Source organism: Humibacter sp. (assembly GCF_051954055.1).
Lineage (GTDB): Bacteria > Actinomycetota > Actinomycetes > Actinomycetales > Microbacteriaceae > Humibacter.
Map to the genome: position 1 here is coordinate 15,594 of NZ_JBQCIE010000087.1, position 14,883 is coordinate 30,476.

Below are 14,883 nucleotides of genomic sequence, written 5' to 3' on the forward strand. Positions count from 1 at the left end.
ACTCTGCTGAACGCAGTTCAACATGGTGAACAGAACTAGAGCGCCTGAACTGCTTCGGGCTGCAGGTTCATCGGGTTGGACATGCGCGCAGCCACCTCGAGCAGCGCATCCACGACGACGTGCAGCGCGCTGTCGGAGGCGCGCGATTCGACGAGGGATGCTCCCAGCGCGATCGGCACCTCGCCACTCGACTGCGGCGGCACGACGACGGCCGCGCCGGCCAACCCCGGGTACACCTCCCCGTGGTCGATGCTGTACCCGCGCTCACGCGTCTCGGCGAGCTTGCGTCGCAACTCCGCGAGGCTGGTCACTGAGCGGTCCGTGAACGAGGGGCGGGTTGCGTCATCAGCGAAGCGTGCGGCGATCTCGTCGTCGGGCAGCTGCGAGAGGAGCGCGACACCGACGGCGGTGATGGAGGCTGGGTATTTCGACCCGATGCCCGCAGAGAAGCGGAACGGCGCTCGGCCGACGTGCGTTGCCAGATACAAGACGTTCGTGCCCTCCAGCACGGCCAGCTGGCATCGCTCGGCGCTCAGCACCTCGGACTCGGCGCAGGCGCGGTAGAACTCGAGCACCGGGTCGAACGAGCGCAGGTAGTCACCGCCCAGCTCAACGACGCGCCGACCGAGTTGGTAGCCGACCTCGGTGCGCCGGATGAGCCCGCCCTCCTCGAGCGCGCCGCACACGTTGAGCGTCGACGACTTCGCCGCCCCGAGTGCTCTGGCGAGTTCACTGAGCGTCACAGCGCCCGGCGCATCTCCCAGGATGTCGAGGATGCGCACGGCACGGCTCACCGCCGGCGCCTTGTCCCCCTGACCCTCGACGCGTGTCTCGGCCTCCATGCATCCCCCTTCGGTCGCGTACGGCGCGGTAGAAGTCGTGGTCCCGTCGGCTCAGTAGAAGTCGACGACGTCGACGAGGTTGCGCAGCGGCCGCCCGTCGAGCAGCCGCGTCGCATTGTCGGCGAACAACTCTGCCAGCCTGCGATCCTCCGCGGTGGTGAGCGCGGCGGTGTGCGGGCTGATCAGCACGTTCGGATGATCCCACAGCGGGCTGTCGGCGGCCAGCGGCTCGACGGCGACGACGTCGAGCGCGGCGAACCCGACCCGGCCGGCGTCGAGTGCCGCCGTCAGCGCGCGCTCGTCGATCACTGTGCCGCGTCCCACGTTCACGACTGTCACCCCGTCGCGGACCGACGTGAAGAATGCCTCGCCGAGCATCCCTTCCGTCGCCGCCGTCCCAGGGAGCGCCGCCACCACAGCGTCGACATCGCCGGCCACCTCGGCGATGCGGTCGGGATGCACCAGCTCGTCCACCGACTCGACCGGCGTGCCGTGCCTGGAGACACCGATGACGCGCGAGCCGAACGCCTTCAGGAGTCGGGAGATCTGGATGCCGATACCGCCGAGCCCGAGCACCAGCACGGTCTGGTCGGCGAGCTGACCCATCTCGAATCGTCCGCTCCACTCGTGGCGCTTCTGCTGCGCCTGGAGCCGTGGAAGGCGTTTGGCGCCGGCGAGCAGGCCGAACACGGCGAACTCGGCCAGCGGGCCGCCGTGCACGCCGGCCCCCGTCGTGAAGGCGACGCGCTGCAACTCCTCAGCGGTCAGGCCGGCGGCTTTCACCTGGCTGCCGCCGCCCGCTGCCATCACCTGCACCCAGCGCAGCCGAGGATTGGCCCGCACGACTCGGCGAAGAGCGGCGGGGTCGACGTCGGGAATGCCGTAGAGCACGTCGGCCGCATCGAGCATGCTCTCGAAGCGTTCCTGCTGCTCCTCGGTGCGCCGGAACGAAGGGTCGCCGGAGAAGTCGGCAGGATGCCGCATGGCGGGCAGGAGGGTCTGGTCGCGGACGAGCCGTACTCGCGGCTCGAGCTCCTCGATCAGGGCGCACAACTCCTCACTGAGCGGAGTCGCCACGGCGACGTTCAAGCGGTCATCGGTCATCGGCGGCCTCCATCGTGCGGTCTGACGGACATGATACCCCGTTCATTCATTCCACTGAACAGTGTTCGTTATACTGTCCGCATGTCGAGCCAGGGTGAGTCTCGCAAGGATCAAGATCGGAACGACGACGGGCTGCCGCCGGATCGCCGCAAGCACAACCGGGTACGCGTCGGCCTCTTCGGTGTCGGCAACATGGGCGAGCCGATGACCATGAACCTGCTCGCCTCTGAGGCGGTCTCCTCCGTCACCGTCTACAGCAGGAACCCGTCCCGTCTGAGTCGTGTCGAGGATGCCGGGGCCAGTGTCGCGAGCACGCCGAGGGAGTTGACCAAGCACAGCGACGTGATCCTCTCCGTACTGCCGGACCTGCCGCAGCTGCGGAACCTGCTCGAGGGGCCGGACGGCATCCTGGCCGGTGTCGGGCATCCGATCGTGGTCGTGATCGTCTCGACATCATCGCCATCGGCCGTGCGAGCCCTGGCCGCAGAACTGGACGGCGCGACGGGCGGCCTGGTCCATCTGGTGGATGCGCCGGTCTCAGGCGGGACCGACGGCGCGGCATCCGCGACGCTCTCGATCATGGCAGGCGGGTCGGAAGACGATTTCGGGCGCGTGCGCGATGTGCTCGCCGCCATGGGCACGCCCGTGCTGCTCGGGCCGCTCGGGTCGGGCGAGGTCGCCAAGGCCTGCAACCAGCTCGTCGTCGCCGCGACCATGGCGGCGCTTTCGGAGGCGACCGTCATCGCCGAACGCAGCGGTCTCGACGTCGCAGCGCTGCTCGGGCTGTTCTCGGGAGGCTACGCTGGTTCTCGTCTGCTCGACAGCCGTAAACAGCGGCTCATCGACAAGGACTACCGCGTCTCAGGGCCTGCCGGCTTCATGGTGAAAGACCTCCGATTCGCGACAGACGCGGCCACCGCCACGAACACGGCGACACCGCAACTGAACATGCTCTCCCAACTCTTCACCTCCCTGGTCGACGCCGGACTCGGCGACGACGACCTCAGCGTGCTGCAGAAGCACATCGCCTCCCTCCCCCGCTCGTGACCGAGCCGAATCAGATCCCCCGCGAAGGAGCCCCATGTCCCACGAAGCAGAAGCGAACATCGGTGTCGTCGGCCTGGCGGTGATGGGCTCGAACCTCGCCCGCAACCTCGCCAGCCGCGAGGGCAACACGGTGGCGGTCTTCAACCGTACGTACGAGAAGACGCAGACGCTGCTCGACGAGCACCCGGAGGCGGGCTTCCTGCCGGCGTCCAGCTACGAGGAGTTCGCCGCGACGCTGTCGAAGCCGCGCACGGCGATCATCATGGTGCAGGCCGGCCGCGGAACGGATGCCGTGATCGACGAGCTCGTCAAGGTGTTCGAGCCGGGCGACATCATCGTCGACGGCGGTAACGCACTGTTCACCGACACGATCCGCCGCGAGAAGGCGGTGCGCGAAACCGGCATCAACTTCGTCGGCGCCGGCATCTCCGGCGGCGAGGAGGGCGCGCTGCACGGGCCGTCGATCATGCCGGGCGGCTCGGACGAGTCGTGGGTGACGCTGGGCCCGATCCTGCGGTCCATCGCCGCGGTGGCCGAGGGTGAGCCGTGCGTGACGCACGTAGGACACGACGGCGCCGGCCACTTCGTGAAGATGGTGCACAACGGCATCGAGTACGCGGACATGCAGCTCATCGCGGAGGCGTACGACCTCATCCGTCGCGGCACCGGCAAGTCGCCGGCCGAGATCGCAGACATCTTCGCCGAGTGGAACAAGGGCGAGCTGGAGAGCTACCTGATCGAGATCACGGCAGAGGTGCTGCGACAAGTCGACGCCGAGACGGGCAAGCCGCTCGTCGATGTGATCCTCGACCAGGCCGGCGCGAAGGGCACGGGAGCCTGGACCGTGCAGACGGCGCTCGACCTGGGCATCCCGGTCTCTGGCATCGCCGAGGCTGTCTTCGCCCGCTCGCTGTCGAGCAAGCCCGCGCAGCGGAAGGCCGCCGCCGACCTCCCCGGTCCTTCGGAGGCGTGGAAGGTCGCCGACCCGGACGCATTCGTCGAAGACGTGCGCAAGGCGCTCTATGCGTCGAAGATCATCGCGTACTCGCAGGGCTTCGACGAGATCGTCGCCGGTGCCGAGCAGTACGGCTGGGACATCAAGAAGGGCGACATCGCCGCGATCTGGCGCGGCGGATGCATCATCCGTGCACAGTTCCTGAACCGCATCACCGAGGCCTACGCCGACGACCCCGGACTGGTCGCTCTGCTCACGGCGCCGTACTTCCGCGATGCGCTCGGGCGCACCCAGGAGGCGTGGCGGCGCGTAGTCGTGGCGGCAGCGCAGGGCGGCATCCCCTCCCCCGCGTTCAGCTCGAGCCTGGCCTACTACGACGGCCTGCGCGCCGACCGGCTCCCGGCAGCCCTGGTTCAGGGACAGCGAGACTTCTTCGGTGCGCACACCTACAAGCGAGTCGACAAGGACGGCGTGTTCCACACGCTGTGGTCTGGCGATCGGTCCGAGATCGAGACGCAGCCTTCGTCGCACTGACGATTGGCCGATTGAGTCAGTCGAGCGCGCAGGGTGAACACTGACTCAACCGGCGGGAGACGCGGGCGCGGTGGCCGGGGTCCTGACGAAGAACGCTGCAACGACCGCGCCCAGTGAGATGACGGCGCCGACCATGAACGCTAGGGCGATACCGGATGCTGTGGCATCCGTCGTACTCGCTCCGGCGCCTACCAGTGCTGCACCGCGCACGGACATCACGGCGACGAACAGGGCGGTGCCGGCCGCGCCGGCCACCTGCTGAATGGTTCCGATGATGGCGCTTCCGTGGGAGTAGAACCGCTCGGGCACGGCGCCGAGTCCTGCGGTGAAGAGCGGCGTGAAGAGGAACGCCAGCCCGACGCTGAGCACGATGTGGGCGGCGAGCAGGTACCAGGGCGAGGTGTGTGCGCCGACGAAGGCGAGCATCCAGAGTGCCGCGCTCATCAGAACGGCGCCTGGCACCAGGAGGCTCCTCGCACCGTATCGGTCGTACAACCGGCCGACGAGCGGGGCGAGCAATCCCATGATGAGTCCGCCCGGGAGCAGCAGCAGGCCGATATAGAGAGGATCGAGCCCCAGCACCTGCTGCATGAAGATGGGCAGCAGGATGACCGTGCCCAGCAGTGCCGCCATGCTCACCGCCATCAGCACGATGGCCACGGAGAAGATCGACGAGCCGAACGTCCGCAGATCGAGCAGGGCGCGATCGCGCCTCTGCAGGAAGAGCTGCCGGAGCACGAAAGCGATCAGCGCCACCCCTCCGACGACGAACGCGGCCACCATCGGCATCGTGCCGCCCGACGCCGACTGGTCCGTGGCGCCGATCCGGCTCAGCCCGTACACGACTCCGCCGAACCCGAACACCGACAGCACGACCGAGAGCACATCGATCGGCACCTGCCCCGTCGCGGATACGTTGCGTACCCGCCAGGCGCCGACCAGCAGCATCCCCACCGCGATCGGCAGCACGAACCAGAAGATCCAGCGCCACGCGAGCGCGCTGAGGATGACCCCGGCGATCGTCGGTCCGATGGCGGGAGCGACCGAGATCACGATCGACACGTTGCCCATCGTGCGGCCGCGCTTGGCCGGCGCGACTACCGTCATGATCGTCGTCATCAACAGCGGCATCATGATCGCCGTGCCGGATGCCTGCACCACCCGTGCGACCAGCAGCACGCCGAAGACGGAAGCAGTGGCGGCGATGAGCGTGCCCGCGGGGAACAGCGTCATGGCGGCGACGAACATCGCCCGCGTGCTGAATCTCTGCAGCAGGATGCCCGTGATCGGGATGACGACGGCGAGCGTCAGCATGAAGGCCGTGGTCAGCCATTGGCCGGCACGCGCATCCACGTGGAAGTCGCGCATGATGTCGGTGATCGCGACCGACATGATCGTCTCGTTGAGGATGACGACGAAGGTCGCCACGAGCAAGAGCCACAGCACCCTGGAGTCGCGTTCCGGGTCGTCGCGAGAGGTCGTATCGTCGTGCGAGTCGATGGCGGCAGGCTGTCCGGTCATCCGGTCAGAGTACGGGCAGCAGGTGACATTACGAAGACCCGGCGGTCCCTGCGGCAGGATGCTCAGGTCCGGTGGCGACCGGATGGTGCCGCTCAGACGGTCAGGCCACGCCGATCACGCGACGCCGACCGAGGACGTACTCGACGGCGACGGCCATCGCCACCGCGATGACCAGCGGAATGATCAGGCCGGTGCCGGAACGCGTGAATTCGATCACCAGCACAAGCCCGGTCAGCGGTGCTCGCATCGTGCTGGCGAGGAACGCTGCCGCGCCGACGAGGGCGAAGGCACCGAGATGCGCGTCCGGCCAGATCATCAACCACATTCCGCCCATAACAGCGCCGAGGCCTGCACCGATCGCGATCGACGGCGTCAGCGTGCCTCCTGCAGCACCCGACCCGATCGTCGTGGTCGTCGCATACACCTTGATCAGGGTCAGTACGGCCAACATGCCGATGCCGAGTGCACCGTCGAAAGCGGTCTGCGCCAGGGCGCGCCCATTGCCCAGAACGGTAGGCGTGTAGGCCGCGAGAAGTCCCACGATCGTGAACGCGACCGGCATGACCACGAAGATCAGCCATCCTTTCGGGCGCAGTGCCTTCGCCCGCTTGATCCCCCAGGTGAAACCGGAGGCGGCCAGGCCTATGATCGGTCCCGCGATAACCGACCAGACCACGATCGACCACGTCGTGCCGTAGTTCGGCACCGTGTACCAAGGCGTCTGCTGGACGAACGGGCTCGCCACGAGCGTCGCCACGCCGGAGGCGACGAGCGCTGGGATGACCGTCCCGATACTGAGTTCGGCGAGCAGCACCTCGACGGTGAAGAGCGCTCCGCCGAAGGGCACGTTATACACGGCGGCCAAACCGGCTCCAGCACCGCACGCAATGATGATCCGGCGTTCACGCGGGGTCAACCGGGCGGCATCGCTGAGCCACTGCGAGAAGAGCGCGCCGAGTTCGCGAGGCGCCACCTCACGACCGACCGACGCGCCCAGGCCGACCACGATCATCTGAAGCACCGTGTTGAGCACGGTCACCATGCCGGGCATCCGCTTGCCCTTGACGGCATCCACGACCGAACGGATCTTGGCACCCCATCGCCGAAGGCAGTACCACCCGGCCGCTCCGACGAATCCGGCGATCACCAGTGGCAGCATGCGCTGCCACGGTTGTAGGTGTGACGACGCCTCGAGCAGGGTGCCTTCTTCGTAGCCGAAAGCGAGGTGTTCCGTGAGATGCAGGATCAGCGTGAGGAACACGCCGCCGACACCGGCACCTACCCCGGCGAGCACGGTCACGACGGAGAGCTTGAGCAACCAGCCGCGGGTGGTGGCCCAGAACGGGTTCACCATCCTGTCACGGGTGCGTGCACGCTCCTCAGGCCGCACCGTCGAACATCGAGGTGACGGAGCCGTCCTCGAAGACCTCGTGGATCGCTCGCGCCAGCAGCGGAGCAATCGGCAGGATCGTGAGGCCCGGGAACCGCTTCTCCTCCGGCACAGGGATGGTGTCGGTGACGACGACCTCATCGATGGAGGCATCCTGAAGCCGCTCGGATGCCGGGTCGCTGAACACGGCGTGCGTCGCGGCCACGATGACGCGCTCCGCACCGTTCTCCTTGAGCGCCTGGGCTGCCTTCACGATCGTGCCGCCGGTGTCGATCATGTCGTCGACGAGAAGGCACACCCGGCCGCGGACACGTCCGACGATCTCGTTCACCGTCACCTGGTTGGCAACGTTCGGGTCGCGGCGCTTGTGGATGATGGCCAGCGGCGCACCCAGACTGTCCGACCACTGGTCGGCGACCCGGACTCGACCGGTGTCGGGCGAGACGACGGTGAGGTTCTCGCGGTCTTCGGGCGACAGGTTCTGCTTGAAGTGCTCGAGCAGCACGGGCTTGGCGAACAGGTGGTCCACCGGTCCGTCGAAGAAGCCCTGGATCTGTGCCGCGTGCAGGTCCACACTCATCACCCGGTCCGCACCTGCCGTCTTCAGCAGGTCCGCGACGAGCCGAGCGCTGATCGGCTCCCGGCCGCGACCCTTCTTGTCCTGACGCGAATACGGGTAGTAGGGCGCGACCACGGTGATGCGCTTGGCGGATGCCCGCTTGGCGGCATCCAGCATGATGAGGAGCTCCATGAGCCACTCGTTCACCGGCGGCCCGAACGACTGCATGAGGAACACGTCGCAACCGCGGATCGACACCTCGAACCGGGTGAGGATCTCCCCCGACGCGAACGTGCGGTACTCGGTGGGCACCAGCTGCGTTCCGAGCGCCAGCGCGACCTCGCTCGCCAGCGCCTGATGGGAGCGGCCGGATGCGACGACGAGACGCTTCTTCGTCTTGGCGACGATGCCTGGTGCTATTCCGCGCTCCCGGTCGAGATCAACCGTCTTGTCTTTGCGACCCATCGTCCGCTTCCTGTGCGGATCGAGCACGCTCCGCCACCTCCGCGGCCGCCGTGCCCGATCGGTTCTTCTCGACCCACCCCTCGATATTGCGCTGGGGGGCGACGCTCAAGGCCAGTGCCCCGGCCGGGACATCCTTGCGGACGACGGCCCCCGCTCCGGTCTTCGCGCCGTCTCCGATCCTAACGGGCGCCACGAACACGTTGTGAGCGCCGGTGTGCACGTGGTCGCCGAACTCGGTTCGGTGCTTGAGGATGTCGTCGTAGTTCGCGGTGATGGTACCCGCGCCGAGGTTCACGCCCCGACCCACGGTGGTGTCGCCGACGTAGCTGAGGTGCGGCACCTTGCTGCCCTCGCCGATCCGGGCGTTCTTCGTCTCGACGAACGTGCCGATCTTGCCGTTTTCGTCGAGCACGGTGCCAGGACGCAGGTACGCGAAGGGACCGACGGATGCCCGTGCTCCGATCACCGCGAGCGTCGCGTCGGCGCGCTTCACCGTGGCGTCCTCGCCGACCTCGCAGTCGACGAGCGTCGTGTCCGGCCCGACCACCGCGCCGCGTGCAACGGTCGTCGCACCCTTGAGCTGGGTTCCCGGCAGGATCGTGACGTCGTTCTCGAGCGTGACCTTCAGGTCGATCCACGTCGTCGCCGGATCTTGCACCGTCACGCCGTTCAGCTGCCATCCGCGCACGATCAGCGCGTTCAGCCGCGCCGCCGCCTCGCTGAGCTGGGCGCGGTCGTTGATGCCCTCCGCCTTCCACGGCTCGTCGACGGGCACGGCCGCCACATCGCTTCCCGCCCTGCGCAGCAGCTCGATCACGTCCGTGAGGTACTTCTCGCCCTGCGCGTTGTCGGTGCTGAGGTTCGCCAGCTGATCGCGTAGCGCGTTCAGCCCGAACACGTAGATGCCCGCGTTGATCTCGCCGATCGCGTGCTCCTCCGGCGTGGCATCCTTGTGCTCCACGATGCGGTCGAGCGACCCGTCGTCCGTGCGCACTATGCGGCCGTAGCCGGACGCATCCGGCACGATGCTGCTCAGCACGGTGGCGCCTGCTCCACTCGTGCGATGGCGGGAGACGAGGTCGAGCAGGGTGTCGGCATCCAGCAGCGGGACGTCGCCGTTCAGCACCAGCACCTCACCGGAGAAGTCGGCGGGAAGCGCCGCGATCGCCTGCTCGACGGCGCGTCCGGTGCCGGGAATCTCGTCCTGATCGACGATGACGGCCGACGGCAGGTCGGCGGAGATCACCTTGGCGAGGCGGTCGCGCTCGTACCGCACGACGGCGAGCACCACCGCGGGGTCGAGTGCACCGGCCGTGGCGAGCACGTGGCTGACGATCGGCGCACCGGCAAGCTCGTGCAGCAGCTTCGGCGTCGCGGACTTCATACGCGTGCCCTGCCCTGCGGCGAGCACGATGATGGCGAGGTTCGGATCGGTCACCGTTCAAGTATTCCCGACTCCGCGAGCTCCGCCGCCCTGCATACCGCGAGCTCCGCCGCTCTGTTCACCGCGAGCTCCGCCGCCAGGACTCGAACCTAGACTTCACAGCTCCAAAGGCTGTCGTGCTGCCATTACACCACGGCGGATCGCGACCTCCAGTCTGCCAGAGTCACGGGCATCCGCCGGTGCGACGGCTCAGCCCGCTGCCTTGCGCACCAGCTCGGCTATGCGCTTCTCCACCTCGGGCGTCAGCTCGTTCAGCGCGTAGTAGATCGGCCACATGTCGCCGTCGTCGAGCTTCGCCTTGTCGCTGAAGCCCAGCGTGGCGAACCGCGCCTTGAACTTGCTCGCGGGCTGGAAGAAGCAGATCGTGTCCTTGCCGATCGCATACGCCGGCATGCCGTACCAGGTCTTCAGGATGAAGTCCGGCACCGCGTCCGTGATCACCTCGTGCACCCTGGTCGCCATCGACCTGTCGGGCTCGGGCATGGCGGCGATCTTCTCGAGCAGGTCGCGCTCGCCCTCCTCCTTGGTCGCCTTGCCGCCCCGGCGGGCGCTCGTCTTCAGCTCCTCGGCGTACTCCTTCATCGCGGCGCGTTCGTCCGCGCTGAACTGCGGTTTCGACGATGTCTTCTGCGACGTGGCCATGGCCTTCTCCTCGATGCACGTTGGTCCGGTTCGCGTTCGAACCGTGGATGCCCATCATGCTAGGCAGCGCCGGTCGGGCCGGGCTTCTCCGAAACTGCCCGATGCGCGGGTGCCGTGGCTGGGCATCCGCTCTACGGATAATGGAGGGATGGCGGAGCACGCTGACGAGGTGGACCGGATCGTCGACGCCTGGGAGCGTGAGCGCCCCGACCTCGACTTCGCACCGCTGCAGGTGCTCTCCCGGGTGGACCGGCTCTCGAAGCACCTGGATCGTGCGCGCCGCGGTGCGTTCGGACGCTCCGAGCTGCAGCTGTGGGAGTTCGACGTGCTCTCCGCCCTCCGTCGCGCCGGCGCTCCGTACCGGCTCAGCCCGAAGGCGCTGCTCACCCAGACGCTGGTCTCCTCCGGCACCATGACGAACCGCATCGACCGCCTCGTGGAGCGCGGGCTGGTGGAGCGGCAGACCGACCCGAACGACGGCCGAGGCATTCTGGTGCGGATGACGCCGCAGGGACTCACGCGGGTGGATGCCGCCATCACTCGACTCGTGGACGCGGAGGCGGAACTGCTGCGAACGCTGCCCGCGAACGAGCAGACCCGGCTGGCGGGCCTGCTGCGCAAGCTCAGCCTCGACTTCGACTGAAGGGTGGCGTCTACGGGGCGACGAACAGTCGGCAGGCGACGTTGTAGTAGGCGTCCGTCAGGCCGGCATCCCGCATCCCGACGCGCAGGCACACCCGCTGCGACGCCTCGTTCTGCGGCGACGTGACGGCGACGACCCGCGGGAGGCCCGCATCCAGTGCCCGCTGCAGGACCGCATCCGCGGCTTCGCTGGCGAACCCGTGCCCCCAGTGGTCGGGGTGGAAGTGCCAGCCGATCTCGGTGTCACCGGAGGGCTCGAGCGGTTCGGTCGGCCCGGAAGCGGGGATCGGCTTGAGCAGCAGCACGCCGACGGGTACGCCGGTGTCCCGTCGCTCGACGACGCTCAGGCTGTGCGCGGCGCTGTGCTCCTCCGCGGCGTATCGCGCGACACGCGTATCCGCCTCGGCGCGGTCGGCGATCACGCGAGGCGTCCGGCCGATGTAACGCTGAACGTCCCAGCGGGAATAGAGGTCGTAGGCGAAGTCGACGTCGTGGTCGTCCAGTCGCCACGGCCGAAGGACGAGGCGCTCGGTCTCCAGAACAGGCACCGGCTCATGGTATTCGGCGGCCGAAGTTCACACGACTCCCCAAGTCGGTGCGGATAGCGTCGGATGCATGACCGCCGTGGAACCACAGCATGTCGTGCGCCCGCTGCTCAGCGCTCGCACGCTGGAGCTGCTCGAACGCGCAGACAGTGGAACGCTCTCCGATCTCACGGCCCTGCGCGATGAGATCACCCGGTTCCTGATGCGGTATCGGTTCGGCGTCTCCGAAGTGGAGACCAAGCTCGACATCCTGCGCGAGGAGTTCAACCTCACCGCCGGGTACAACCCGATCGAGAGCATCTCGTGCCGGGTCAAGACGATGGAGGGCGTGCTGGAGAAGGCTGCCCGCAAGGGCGTCGACTTCGACCTCGACTCCATTCGCGAGGGCCTGTCCGACATCGCGGGCGTGCGTGTCATCTGCAGCTTCGTCAGCGACGTGTACCGCATCGTCGAGCTGCTGACCTCGCAGGACGACATCACGGTGCTCGAGGTGAAGGACTACATCGCTCGGCCGAAGCCGAACGGATACCGCAGCCTGCACGTCATCCTCGAGGTGCCGGTCTTCCTCTCCGGCGGCCCTGAGCAGGTGCGCGTCGAGGTGCAGTTCCGCACCATCGCGATGGATTTCTGGGCCAGCCTCGAGCACAAGACGTACTACAAGTACGACGCGCAGGTGCCTCAGCACCTGATCGACGGGCTCACCGAGGCGGCCGAGGCCGCCGCCCACCTCGACGAGACGATGGAGCGCCTGCACCACGAGGTGCGCGGTTATCAGCCGTCGGCACCGACCATCGCCATCTGACGCCTTTCGCGGGAGGCCGCGGCGAGCACGTCGAGCAGCTCGGCGGTCTCGGGCCAGCCGATGCAGGCATCCGTGATGCTCTGCCCGTAGACGAGTCCCTCACGTCCGGCGTCGGTCAGCGGCTGGTTGCCCGGCACGAGGAAGCTCTCGGCCATGACGCCGGCGATCGGGTCGCCGGAGCGAACCTGATCGGCGAGCTCGCGCAGCACGGATGCCTGCCTCACATGGCTCTTGCCGCTGTTGCCGTGACTGGCGTCGACGATCACGCGCGGCGTGTGTCCGGCCCGCGAGAGCAGGTCGGCGGCGTGCTCCACGCTCGACGTGTCGTAGTTGGGGGCACCTCGCCCGCCGCGCAGGATGACGTGCCCCGCGTCGTTCCCGCTCGTGGACACCAGCGCCGCCCGCCCGTCGTCGTCCACGCCGAAGAACACGTGGCGCTGGGTGGCGACCGTGCAGCCGTCCACCGCGACCTGCACATCGCCGTCCGTCGCGTTCTTGAAACCGATCGGCATGGAGAGGCCGCTGGCGAGCTGCCGGTGGATCTGGCTCTCGGTGGTGCGGGCGCCGATTGCTCCCCAGCTGACGGCATCCGCGATGTACTGCGGGCTCGTCGGCTCCAGGAACTCGCAGCCGACCGGCAGCCCGAGCTCGAGGATGTCGAGGAGAAGCCGGCGCGCCATGCGCAGACCATCGGCGACCCGGTGCGTTCCGTCGAGGTGCGGATCGTTGATGAGACCCTTCCAGCCCCCGGTCGAGCGCGGCTTCTCGAAGTAGACGCGCATCACGACGAGGAGGTCGTCTCGGTGCTCCCGCGCGACCTGGGCGAGGCGACGCGCGTAGTCGAGCGCGGCATCCGGATCGTGAACGGAGCAGGGCCCGACGACCGCGAGCAGGCGCGGGTCGTCGCCGCGCAGCACCGCCTCGATCTCGCGACGGCTGCGGGCCACGAGCGCTGCGGCATCCGCGCTCAGCGGCAGTTCGGCGCGCACCTCGGCCGGTGTGGGCAGGGGCTCCAGGGCGACTACCCTCGTGTTCGCGGTGCTCGGCGCCTGCCTCGGTCGCCGGTCTGTGGCTGTCGACGTGCGCGGGTTCATGACTGGTCCTCTCGGTTCTGCGGCGAGAGGCCTCAGCCAGGCCAACCGCCGATTAAGACGAAAGGCAGGATCCCTGCTGGATCCTGCCCGTTGGCTCTGGAGAAGTCTGCTGGTCAGCGCATCCCGACCGTCGGCTCCTCCAGAGCCAACGCGAAATACGCATACCAGCGGGTTCTCATGCCGGTCACCGTATCACCACCGACCGCCGTATACCAATCGCGTGACGGGTCGTGGCGCTCGAAGACCGTCCTTCGCGCTACAGCTATCGGCATCCGCTACTGAATAATCCTGTGGCGGATGCCGATAGGTGTAGCGCTACGACCCGGGCTGTGGCGGATGCCGATAGGTGTAGCGCTACGACCCGGGGAGGGGCTGGCGTCGATCGGCGGGCCGATCGAGTCGGTGCGCGGCGGAGCCGCGATAGCGTGTTCCGATGGACGTCTCCGCACCCGACGCAGCGATCGCCGATCCCGGTCTGCAGGCCGACTGGACCGCGTTGGCGGATGCCGGGTGGCCCGCGATCGAGCGCCGCGTCGTCGGAGCCGCGGACGGCGCGCCGATCGGTTCGGACGGGTCGATCGGCGCCGACCGCTCGATCGGATGGGTCGCCCGGTTCTCGCACGGCGTGACACGGCGCGCGAACTCCGTGTACCCGGTGGGTGAGGTGGCCGATGAGGACGCCGCGATCGCGGTCGTCGAGAGCTGGTACCGCGAGCGCGGCCTGCCACCGACCTTCCAGATCACCGACGACGATGCTGAACTGGCTTCGGCCCTGGTGGGGCAAGGCTACGTCGCCGACAGCGAGACGCCGCTGCTCGTCGCCGGACTCGCGACCGTTGCTGACGCGCTCGCCGGTTCGCCAACGCACGCGCCCGAGACGACCCTTACCGTGAGCGAGAAGCCCGACGCCGACTGGCTCGACCTGTGGTGGGCCGTCGACGGCCGCGGCGGGCCGGACGAGCTCGAAGTCGCCCGGCGCATCGTCACCGGCGGGTCCGCACTGTACGCGACGGTGCGGGATGCGCGCGGCGCGGCATCCGTCGGACGGCTCGCTCTCGTGGAGCAGAACGGCGTGCGCTGGGGCGGCCTCTACGCGCTCGCGACCCGAGCGGATGCCCGCGGCCGTGGTCACGCCCGCTCCGTGATCGCCGCACTGCTCGAGCACGCCGCGCGCCGCGGCGCGACCGCGCTCTGGCTTCAGGTGATGGCCTCGAACGCGGTCGCGCGACGGCTGTACAACGGGCTGGGGTTCCGGCAGGCGACGAGCTATCGGTACCTGTCGGCGCCGAGCCGCTGA

Annotated in this window: 14 protein-coding genes and 1 tRNA gene; 5 read left to right on the forward strand and 10 right to left on the reverse strand. The window is 68.2% G+C overall.

Translation table 11 applies throughout. The features are described 5' to 3' along the window. Positions 1–35: 35 nt before the first annotated feature. Both ACTHNC_RS09430 and ACTHNC_RS09435 read right to left on the reverse strand, forming a co-directional pair. Positions 36–842 carry an IclR family transcriptional regulator gene (locus ACTHNC_RS09430; protein WP_440294344.1) on the reverse strand — a complete coding sequence of 269 codons (807 nt, stop codon included), beginning with the start codon at positions 840–842 and terminating at the stop codon, positions 36–38. A gap of 51 nt (positions 843–893) precedes the next feature. Continuing rightward, positions 894–1,946, reverse strand: a complete 1,053-nt coding sequence (locus ACTHNC_RS09435; RefSeq protein ID WP_440294345.1) for a D-2-hydroxyacid dehydrogenase — start codon at positions 1,944–1,946, stop codon at positions 894–896. A gap of 81 nt (positions 1,947–2,027) precedes the next feature. Here ACTHNC_RS09435 and ACTHNC_RS09440 point away from each other — a divergent pair, with 81 nt between their 5' ends. Continuing rightward, positions 2,028–2,993 carry an NAD(P)-dependent oxidoreductase gene (locus tag ACTHNC_RS09440; protein WP_440294346.1) on the forward strand — a complete coding sequence of 322 codons (966 nt, stop codon included), beginning with the start codon at positions 2,028–2,030 and terminating at the stop codon, positions 2,991–2,993. Between the two features lie 34 nt (positions 2,994–3,027). Then, the gene (gene gndA, locus ACTHNC_RS09445) at positions 3,028–4,482 is read left to right on the forward strand and encodes an NADP-dependent phosphogluconate dehydrogenase (protein WP_440294347.1); all 1,455 of its coding nucleotides are present in this window, start codon (positions 3,028–3,030) and stop codon (positions 4,480–4,482) included. Positions 4,483–4,527: 45 nt separating this feature from the next. Here gndA and ACTHNC_RS09450 read toward each other — a convergent pair whose 3' ends face one another. The 6 genes from ACTHNC_RS09450 to ACTHNC_RS09475 form a co-directional block, all read right to left on the reverse strand. Further along, on the reverse strand, positions 4,528–6,003 hold the full coding sequence (locus tag ACTHNC_RS09450) for a DHA2 family efflux MFS transporter permease subunit (protein ID WP_440294348.1): 1,476 nt from the start codon (positions 6,001–6,003) through the stop codon (positions 4,528–4,530). 100 nt (positions 6,004–6,103) lie between these two features. After that, positions 6,104–7,357 (reverse strand): chloride channel protein, encoded by a 1,254-nt coding sequence (locus ACTHNC_RS09455; protein ID WP_440294349.1) that lies wholly within the window; start codon positions 7,355–7,357, stop codon positions 6,104–6,106. Between the two features lie 25 nt (positions 7,358–7,382). Then, positions 7,383–8,417 carry a ribose-phosphate diphosphokinase gene (locus tag ACTHNC_RS09460; protein WP_440294350.1) on the reverse strand — a complete coding sequence of 345 codons (1,035 nt, stop codon included), beginning with the start codon at positions 8,415–8,417 and terminating at the stop codon, positions 7,383–7,385. Further along, positions 8,392–9,855: a bifunctional UDP-N-acetylglucosamine diphosphorylase/glucosamine-1-phosphate N-acetyltransferase GlmU gene (gene glmU / locus ACTHNC_RS09465; protein ID WP_440294351.1), complete on the reverse strand. Its 1,464-nt coding sequence runs from the start codon at positions 9,853–9,855 to the stop codon at positions 8,392–8,394. Before glmU ends, ACTHNC_RS09460 begins: the two co-directional genes overlap by 26 nt. Before the next feature lie 74 nt (positions 9,856–9,929). Continuing rightward, a tRNA-Gln gene (locus tag ACTHNC_RS09470) sits at positions 9,930–10,001 on the reverse strand. A gap of 49 nt (positions 10,002–10,050) precedes the next feature. After that, complete coding sequence (locus ACTHNC_RS09475; protein WP_440294352.1) at positions 10,051–10,503, reverse strand: iron chaperone; 453 nt, start codon at positions 10,501–10,503, stop codon at positions 10,051–10,053. 148 nt (positions 10,504–10,651) lie between these two features. Between ACTHNC_RS09475 and ACTHNC_RS09480 the strand changes: the two genes are divergently transcribed. After that, positions 10,652–11,146: a MarR family winged helix-turn-helix transcriptional regulator gene (locus tag ACTHNC_RS09480; RefSeq protein WP_440294353.1), complete on the forward strand. Its 495-nt coding sequence runs from the start codon at positions 10,652–10,654 to the stop codon at positions 11,144–11,146. Between the two features lie 10 nt (positions 11,147–11,156). On the opposite strand, the gene ACTHNC_RS09485 is transcribed toward ACTHNC_RS09480, so the two are convergent. Next, the gene (locus ACTHNC_RS09485) at positions 11,157–11,693 is read right to left on the reverse strand and encodes a GNAT family N-acetyltransferase (RefSeq protein ID WP_440294354.1); all 537 of its coding nucleotides are present in this window, start codon (positions 11,691–11,693) and stop codon (positions 11,157–11,159) included. Positions 11,694–11,760: 67 nt separating this feature from the next. Here ACTHNC_RS09485 and ACTHNC_RS09490 point away from each other — a divergent pair, with 67 nt between their 5' ends. Next, complete coding sequence (locus ACTHNC_RS09490) at positions 11,761–12,492, forward strand: GTP pyrophosphokinase (protein WP_440294355.1); 732 nt, start codon at positions 11,761–11,763, stop codon at positions 12,490–12,492. On the opposite strand, the gene ACTHNC_RS09495 is transcribed toward ACTHNC_RS09490, so the two are convergent. Next, on the reverse strand, positions 12,462–13,586 hold the full coding sequence (locus ACTHNC_RS09495; RefSeq protein WP_440294356.1) for a 3-deoxy-7-phosphoheptulonate synthase: 1,125 nt from the start codon (positions 13,584–13,586) through the stop codon (positions 12,462–12,464). The genes ACTHNC_RS09490 and ACTHNC_RS09495 overlap by 31 nt on opposite strands. Before the next feature lie 433 nt (positions 13,587–14,019). Here ACTHNC_RS09495 and ACTHNC_RS09500 point away from each other — a divergent pair, with 433 nt between their 5' ends. Beyond that, positions 14,020–14,883, forward strand: a complete 864-nt coding sequence (locus ACTHNC_RS09500) for a GNAT family N-acetyltransferase (RefSeq protein WP_440294357.1) — start codon at positions 14,020–14,022, stop codon at positions 14,881–14,883.

Excerpts from the sequence above, each read along its gene's own strand:
- ACTHNC_RS09450 (WP_440294348.1), bottom strand. The coding sequence starts at position 6,003 with ATGACCGGACAGCCTGCCGCCATCGACTCGCACGACGATACGACCTCT.
- ACTHNC_RS09495 (WP_440294356.1), bottom strand. The coding sequence starts at position 13,586 with ATGAACCCGCGCACGTCGACAGCCACAGACCGGCGACCGAGGCAGGCG.
- ACTHNC_RS09430 (WP_440294344.1), bottom strand. The coding sequence starts at position 842 with ATGGAGGCCGAGACACGCGTCGAGGGTCAGGGGGACAAGGCGCCGGCG.
- ACTHNC_RS09460 (WP_440294350.1), bottom strand. The coding sequence starts at position 8,417 with ATGGGTCGCAAAGACAAGACGGTTGATCTCGACCGGGAGCGCGGAATA.
- ACTHNC_RS09455 (WP_440294349.1), bottom strand. The coding sequence starts at position 7,357 with ATGGTGAACCCGTTCTGGGCCACCACCCGCGGCTGGTTGCTCAAGCTC.
- ACTHNC_RS09475 (WP_440294352.1), bottom strand. The coding sequence starts at position 10,503 with ATGGCCACGTCGCAGAAGACATCGTCGAAACCGCAGTTCAGCGCGGAC.
- ACTHNC_RS09480 (WP_440294353.1), top strand. The coding sequence starts at position 10,652 with ATGGCGGAGCACGCTGACGAGGTGGACCGGATCGTCGACGCCTGGGAG.
- ACTHNC_RS09490 (WP_440294355.1), top strand. The coding sequence starts at position 11,761 with ATGACCGCCGTGGAACCACAGCATGTCGTGCGCCCGCTGCTCAGCGCT.
- ACTHNC_RS09435 (WP_440294345.1), bottom strand. The coding sequence starts at position 1,946 with ATGACCGATGACCGCTTGAACGTCGCCGTGGCGACTCCGCTCAGTGAG.
- ACTHNC_RS09500 (WP_440294357.1), top strand. The coding sequence starts at position 14,020 with ATGGACGTCTCCGCACCCGACGCAGCGATCGCCGATCCCGGTCTGCAG.
- ACTHNC_RS09440 (WP_440294346.1), top strand. The coding sequence starts at position 2,028 with ATGTCGAGCCAGGGTGAGTCTCGCAAGGATCAAGATCGGAACGACGAC.
- gndA (WP_440294347.1), top strand. The coding sequence starts at position 3,028 with ATGTCCCACGAAGCAGAAGCGAACATCGGTGTCGTCGGCCTGGCGGTG.